The 6,946-nt window shown below is 61.5% G+C and carries 6 protein-coding genes; 1 reads left to right on the top strand and 5 read right to left on the bottom strand.

Translation table 11 applies throughout. From position 1 onward, the window contains the following. Window positions 1-130: 130 nt before the first annotated feature. The 3 genes from ACFFAR_RS20010 to ACFFAR_RS20000 form a co-directional block, all read right to left on the bottom strand. Entirely contained in the window at window positions 131-2,299 is a 2,169-nt protein-coding gene (locus tag ACFFAR_RS20010) for a heavy metal translocating P-type ATPase (protein WP_375508331.1), read from the bottom strand. Window positions 2,300-2,601: 302 nt separating this feature from the next. After that, on the bottom strand, window positions 2,602-2,985 hold the full coding sequence (locus ACFFAR_RS20005) for a cupin domain-containing protein (RefSeq protein ID WP_174365623.1): 384 nt from the start codon (window positions 2,983-2,985) through the stop codon (window positions 2,602-2,604). 3 nt (window positions 2,986-2,988) lie between these two features. Then, on the bottom strand, window positions 2,989-3,585 hold the full coding sequence (locus tag ACFFAR_RS20000; RefSeq protein ID WP_174365622.1) for a LysE family transporter: 597 nt from the start codon (window positions 3,583-3,585) through the stop codon (window positions 2,989-2,991). Between the two features lie 94 nt (window positions 3,586-3,679). Between ACFFAR_RS20000 and ACFFAR_RS19995 the strand changes: the two genes are divergently transcribed. Further along, window positions 3,680-4,537 (top strand): LysR family transcriptional regulator, encoded by an 858-nt coding sequence (locus tag ACFFAR_RS19995; RefSeq protein ID WP_062001711.1) that lies wholly within the window; start codon window positions 3,680-3,682, stop codon window positions 4,535-4,537. A 77-nt stretch (window positions 4,538-4,614) separates the two neighbouring features. Here ACFFAR_RS19995 and ACFFAR_RS19990 read toward each other — a convergent pair whose 3' ends face one another. Further along, window positions 4,615-6,153, bottom strand: a complete 1,539-nt coding sequence (locus ACFFAR_RS19990) for a M81 family metallopeptidase (protein WP_375508330.1) — start codon at window positions 6,151-6,153, stop codon at window positions 4,615-4,617. Between the two features lie 27 nt (window positions 6,154-6,180). After that, the coding region (locus ACFFAR_RS19985; RefSeq protein ID WP_375508329.1) for an MFS transporter at window positions 6,181-6,946 on the bottom strand (766 nt) is incomplete at its 5' end.

Below are 6,946 nucleotides of genomic sequence, written 5' to 3'. Positions count from 1 at the left end.
CACCGTGGCCTCCGCCATGCCCACCCCCGCCATGACCAGCGCGATAACCGCTCAATAGCTTGTCCAGAAGTCCCATATCGTGCTCCGTTTTCAGTTGTTTGCATCTCGCGTGCAGAAAATTACCCGCGAGTCATTTGCGCAGCAGGCGTAATCCGTTGCTGACTACCAGCAGGCTTGCGCCGACGTCAGCAAATACCGCCATCCACATCGTTCCCATTCCCATCAGCGTCAATGTGAGGAAAACCGCTTTGACGCCAAGCGCAAGCGTGATGTTCTGCACAAGGATGCTATGAGTCGCTTTCGACAAACGCACGAAGGCAGGGATCTTGCGAAGGTCATCGTCCATGAGCGCGACGTCGGCCGTTTCGATCGCCGTGTCGGTTCCCATGGCGCCCATTGCAAAGCCGATGTCGGCGCGCGCAAGAGCAGGCGCGTCATTGATGCCGTCGCCGACCATCCCGACCACCGACCCGTCCGCGGACAGATCGACAATCGCCTTGAGCTTGTCTTCAGGCAACTGATTTCCGCGCGCTTCATCGATCCCGACCTGCTTTGCGATCGTGTTCGCGGTGTACGGGTTGTCGCCCGTCAGCATGGCGGTGCGGATGCCGAGCGCGTGCAGGTCTTCGACCGCTTCCCGGCTGCTTTCTTTCACCGTATCGGCGACTGCGAACAGAATGAGCACATGGGTCGGACTGCTCAACATGACAACGGTCTTGCCTTGTCGTTCCAGCGACTCCAGGGTTGCCTCGAGTGAAAGCGAGCATAGTCCGAGCTCTTCAACGAGCCGGTGATTACCAAGCGTATAAGTTTTTCCCTCCACCACGCCACGCACTCCGCGTCCGGGAATCGCCTCGAAACTGTCGACCGGCATGCGAATGAACCCGGCGGTATCTCCTGCCTTGGCAATCGACAGCGAGACCGGGTGATCTGACCGGCCGGCGAGACTGGATGCAATCCGCCTGCATTGTTCGAGATCGGCTTGGTCATCGACCGTTTGGACGTCGGTCTGGACAGGCTTGCCGTGGGTGATGGTTCCGGTCTTGTCGAGTGCGAGCCACGTCAGCTTCCTGCCTTCTTCGAGATAAACGCCGCCCTTGACCAGAATGCCCTTGCGCGCTGCTGCGGCGAGGCCGCTCACGATCGTGACGGGGGTCGAGATGACGAGCGCGCACGGACACGCGATCACGAGTAATACAAGCGCCTTGTAAATCCAGTCTTGCCAGCTACCGCCGGAAATAAGCGGTGGCACGATTGCTATGGCGAGCGCGACCGCAAACACGATGGGCGTATAGATGCGCGCGAATTGATCGACAAAGCGTTGAGTCGGCGCTTTCGCACCCTGGGCTTCTTCCACTGCATGGATGATTCGCGCAAGGGTCGTATTGCCGGCGATCGCGGTGACCCGGAACTCGAACGAGCCCGCTTCGTTGATGGTCCCGGCAAATACGGAGTCACCCTCGGTCTTGTCGACAGGCAAGCTTTCGCCGGTGATCGGGGCTTGATTGACGGTCGACCGTCCGGATACAACCGTGCCATCCAGACCAATACGTTCGCCGGGCTTGATCCGAACGATCGCGCCTATGACGACCGCCTTGGCATCGACGTCCTCCCAGGTGCCGTCCGGCTGGCGCACCGTCGCTTTGGCCGGCGTGAGTTGCATCAAACCCTGTATGGCGTTGCGCGCGCGATCGAGCGCTTTCGCCTCGATGAGTTCGGCAACGGTGAAGAGCACCATCACCATCGCGGCCTCGGGCCATTGTCTGAGCACGAGCGCGCCGGTGACGGCGATGCTCATCAGCGCGTTGATGTTCAGGTTGCCGTTGGAGAGGGCGACCCAGCCCTTTTTATACGTGGTCAACCCGCAGGCAACGACAGCAAGAATTGCCAGGGCCGCGGATAACCACATCGACGCCCCCAGCCAGCCCACCGCTTCTGAGCCGATGGCAGCAACCCCGGCCAGCGCGAGAGGCCACCATGGTTTGCTGGTTGCGGCCACCGCGGTGTCGAGCCGGCCAGTCGAGTTCGGCAATTCAGGAATGAATCCGAGCGACCGGATCGCGTCCGCAATGGACTCGAGCGCGTCCGGGGCATGTTCGACCGTGATGACGCGCTGAATGAGATTGAACTCCATGCCTTCGACAGATTTCATTGTTCCGAGCTTCTTTCGAATCAGTGCTTCTTCAGTCGGACAATCCATCTGCTTGATACGGATCGGAGTACGAACGTTCTTGCCGGCTTGCTGCGGACTGTCGAGCTTTTGCGTCGGGCGATCGGGCTTGAAACTTGTATCGGACATGGTGACTTCCTTGCTGGAATCGTGCATCCAGTAGACACCCTGCAGCCCCTATAAGGTCAAGTCAATCTTGGCGATAAGTGTGATATTTGGTGCGATCGTAAAAACAGCCCGGTGCATAGGCAAGTCGATCTTGGCCAACCGCGCGGAGGTTTTCAAAGCATTACGCTATGGAAAATAAGGAAAGCGAATCAATGGAACTTATCGGAGTGATGCGTGTAACGGGAAGAGATGATGAAGCATTGAATCAAAAGCGATGGTTTTGACGGCGACAGCCACGCGCCAGACGTGGCAGTCGTGATCGATCAGGAAAGCTGCTGAGCGAGCGTCTTTGTAAGCGGCGTATCCACGTTACCCGTGTGCAACGTCGTGACCGGCTCGATCAAGACAATCCAGCACTCCTCTTGCGCCACCGGGTTGTGCAGCACGCCACGCGGCACGACATGCATGCTGCCTTGCGCCAGCGGCACCACACGCCCGTTCTCGTACTCCATGCGCAGGTTGCCACGCACGATATAAAACAACTCGTCCTCACCCTCGTGGCTATGCCATGCAAGTTCGCCGCACACTTTCGCCACCTTGACGTATTGATCGTTGACCTGGGCCACGACCTTCGGCGACCAGAAGTCCTGAATTGCGTCGAAGGCGGACATCAGGTCGAAGGATTCGGCAAACAACATCGTGTTCATTTTTCATCTCCACATTGGAATGATCGATACCGCTAGCAAAAGGGCCATCGACCCGTTCAGAAGCCGCCATTGTCGCGGCGTCTTCAACAAGCGTGCAAACATCACGCCGGCGGCGCACCAGATAGACAAGGACACGCACGCGGCCAACGCGAAGGCGCCTCCAAGCAGCGCCGCGAGGTGCAGCGGACCGTCCGACAACACGGCGAAGGACGCCGCCGCGCCAAGCGCCATGGCCCAGCCTTTCGGGTTGAGCCACAGCAAACAGGCACCGCCGACAAACGTGGCGGGCACCGCGCTGCCTTTGCCCGCCGCCGGCGGCCCGCTGCGCGCAATTTTCACGGCCAGCCACAGCAGGTAAGCCGAGCCGATGACTTTCATGCCGGTCTGCAACGAGGGCGCGGCGAGCAGGATGCCCGCCAGACCCGCTGCGGCGGCAGCAGCAAGCGTACCGAGCCCGACTGCAATACCGGCCAAAAGCGGCGTTGACTGGATGAATCCGAAGCGCGCGCCCGATGCGGTCGCGAGCGTCGTTGCGCCGCCGGGCGATAGCGTGGCAATCGTGACAAACAACGCGAGTGGGGCGATCGAGTGGGCAGACATGGCCATCCTTGCAGGAGACCGGAGTGTAAGCACTTGCTGTCCATTAGTGAAACGACGAATCATGATGGCGTCCATTACGAGACATAATGCACCCATGAACCGAAATCTCGACATTACGCTCGTCCGCACATTCGTGGCGGTGGCCAACACCGGCAGTATGACCATTGCAGCTAATGCACTCCACCTGACGCAGGGTGCAGTCAGTCAGCAAATCAAGCGGCTTGAGGAAACTTTCGATTGCCTCTTGTTCGAGCGCGACGGCCGGCGGCTCGAACTGTCGCCCGTCGGCGAGCGGTTCCTCGGCAAGGCAAAGCTGCTGCTTGGCATGAACGACGAGATCTGGAACGACATGACGGCCCGCCCGCTCGAAGGCAAGCTGAAGGTCGGCGTGCCGTACGATCTGGTCGGGACCCATTTCCCGCCGGTGTTCAAGGCGTTCAGCGAGGCTTATCCGAACGTCGAGGTTTCACTCATGTGCGCAACGTCACCGGAACTGATCGATGCGATCGGCGCCGGCTCGCTCGACCTCGCTGTGGTAGAGGAGACCGCCGACGCTGCGAGCGGCGAATGCCTGCGCATCGAGCAACTCGTTTGGGTCGGCGCGCGCGGCGGGAATGCGCATCTCAGGCGGCCGCTGCCTATATCGATGGTCGCCGATTCGTGTTGCTTCAGGCCCGTCGTGCTTGGAGCGCTGCGGGAACGGAGCATCGAATGGCGCACCGTGTTCGAGAGCGGCAACATCGAGGCGACGACCGCCACCGTGCGCAGCGACATGGCGGTCACCGCATGGCTTGCATCGACGATTCCCGGCGACCTCGCAATCCTGCGGGGCGAAGATGATCTCCCGGCCTTGCCAAACTTTGCGATCAGTCTGCGCTTGCCATCGGTCGCGCCCTTCATCGCGCAGGAGTTCGCCCGATATGTGCGCGAACGGTTGGTGCGGGTTTCGTGACAGGGGAGGCAGTTCCCGCTCCGGGGCCTTAGCGCCTGCCGCAGGCCTTTGGACAAGGCCTGCACTGCCTGCCGGCTTTATTCATCAACCGTCTCCGGCACGAACACGGGGCCGCAAGGGCTCGTGCGCATGCCACTCGCCAGGCGCTTCCACGGCAGATCGGCGGGATCGGCGGTCATGGGTCCGGGCGCCTTCGCGACAAGCACCGCATGGGCGATGGGTTCGAAATCGGCACGAAAATGCACCGAACTCTTGTTGACAAGCACTTTCATGGATTCCGGCTCGATGCCGGCTACCCGGTACAGATTGCGATCGAGCATCTGCGCCTTGGACGAACTCACGGCGACCAGCACATCGTCGACTCGCAGGCACGCAACGGGACCGAGTTCGGCTTGCATGCCGTTCATCATTGGACCATCGTAGCGGCAACGTCCATCGGAGAGGAACATCACTTCGAAGTTGCCGTTGAACGGTGTATCGCCCGGTACGCCCGACCGGCCTCCGAGCGACAGATCGAGTCGCGCGCCCACGCCGGCCCGATGCGCCGCTGCCGCCGCTTCGGGATCGCAGATGAGGCCGAACGCTGCGCCTTGCGCGCGATGCCGCACGAGCGCGTGCAGCATCTCCATGGTGTTGGCGTCGCCACCGGCGCCGGGGTTGTCCTGGGTATCGGCGATCACGACCGGACGGCTCGCCCCGGTGGCCAGATGCATTGCTTCCTGTACGGCTTCATCGGGCGACAAGAACGGCACACGCCATGCGGCTTCCTGATCGATCATGCGGTTAAAGAGTGCATCGACAGCCGCTTGCGCTGCGTGCGTCGTATGACCATAAGCCCAGATGACAGGCCCGCATTCGGGAAAGTCGGCCGCCGGAAAGCCCGGCGCAAACGACACGGACACGACCTCGCCGGTTTCCAATGCACCGACATGCTCGTACATGCCGCGCGATGGTTCGAGCAACGTGCACATGCCGTTGATCGGAATCAGGAAGGGAAGGCGCCGCGATGCGCGGTGCAGGGTCTCGCCTGCCATCAGCCGCTCGAGCAGCGCGGCGGCGCGCGCGCCGGTATCGGCCATGTCCACATGCGGATACGTCCGATAAGCGACGAGTGCATCGGCCGAGCGCAACATGCGCTCAGTCACGTTTGCATGCAGATCGAGCGACGCCACGATCGGTACGTGCTTGCCAGCCACCTTGTCGATCACATCGATCACATTACGCACCCGCTCGAGCAGTTCGCCTTCGCCATCATCGACATGCTCGGCCACCATCGCACCATGCAGGTCGAGATACACCGCGTCGAACTTGCGTGTGCGGGCCGCTTCGACGATCTCGCCGGTGATCCGCTCGAATGCGTCGACGGTCACATGCGCCGAGGGACTCGCGCCCGCCCAGATCACCGGCACGAGCGTGTGGCCGGCCGCTTCGGCCGCGCGGATGAAACCGCCTGCGGGAATGTTGACGTCGCGCAGCCCGAGGACGTCTGCACCGCGCGACATCAGCGGGAATCCCTCGCCGCGCTCGAAGTTTTCGTATGCCGCTTTCGATGGAGCGAAGGTGTTGGTTTCGTGCTGGAAGCCTGCGAACAGGATGGTGCGTGCTTGATGAGACAAGATAAGACCTCTCGAAGAAAGTAGGCGTCAGCGCGATGCCGGCGCGGCCGCCGGGCGCATCATGATCAACACGAGCGCACCGAACGCGAGCAAGCCGGCCATCACGTACAGACCGGCCTGGAGACTGCCCGTCGCGGTGCGCGCCCAGCCGATGATCGTAGGACTGAGGAAGCCGCCAGTGAGGCCGATCGTGTTGATGAGGGCGATACCGCCCGAGGCCCCATCGCCCTTGAGGTAGTCCGGCGGCATCGCCCAGAACACCGTGTAGGCAACCCACATCATTGCGGTGGCGATGGTGATGCAGATGAGCGAGATTGCGAGTTGTCCGCCGTAGAACGTGGCGATCGCAAGCGTCACGGCACCGATCAGCGCGGGAATGGCGCTGTGATAACGGCGCTCGCCGCGGCGATCGGAACTGCGTCCGACAACCGTCATCGCAATCGCCGATGCAATGTATGGGATCGCGGAATACAGGCCGATCTGCATGGTGTCGGTGACGCCATCGGCTTTAAGGATCGTCGGCAACCAGAAGCTGACCGCGTAGATCCCGCAGATGAAGCAGAAGTACGGCACGGCCATCAGATAGACACGCGGGTCCTTCGCGACCTGCGCGAACGAATGATGAGTGCTCGACGATTCGACTTCCGATGCAAGCAGACGCTTCTCTGCGTCGTTCAGCCAGCGGGCATCGGCGGGGCGATCGTCGAGGACGAACAGCGCGAGAATGCCGAAGATCACGCAGGGCAAGCCTTCGACGAGGAACATCCACTGCCAGCCGTCGAGACCGTGCGCG

Source organism: uncultured Caballeronia sp. (assembly GCF_964243625.1).
Lineage (GTDB): Bacteria > Pseudomonadota > Gammaproteobacteria > Burkholderiales > Burkholderiaceae > Caballeronia.
Note: the sequence above shows the minus strand (reverse complement) of the source record. Positions and strands in the feature narration are given on the sequence as shown.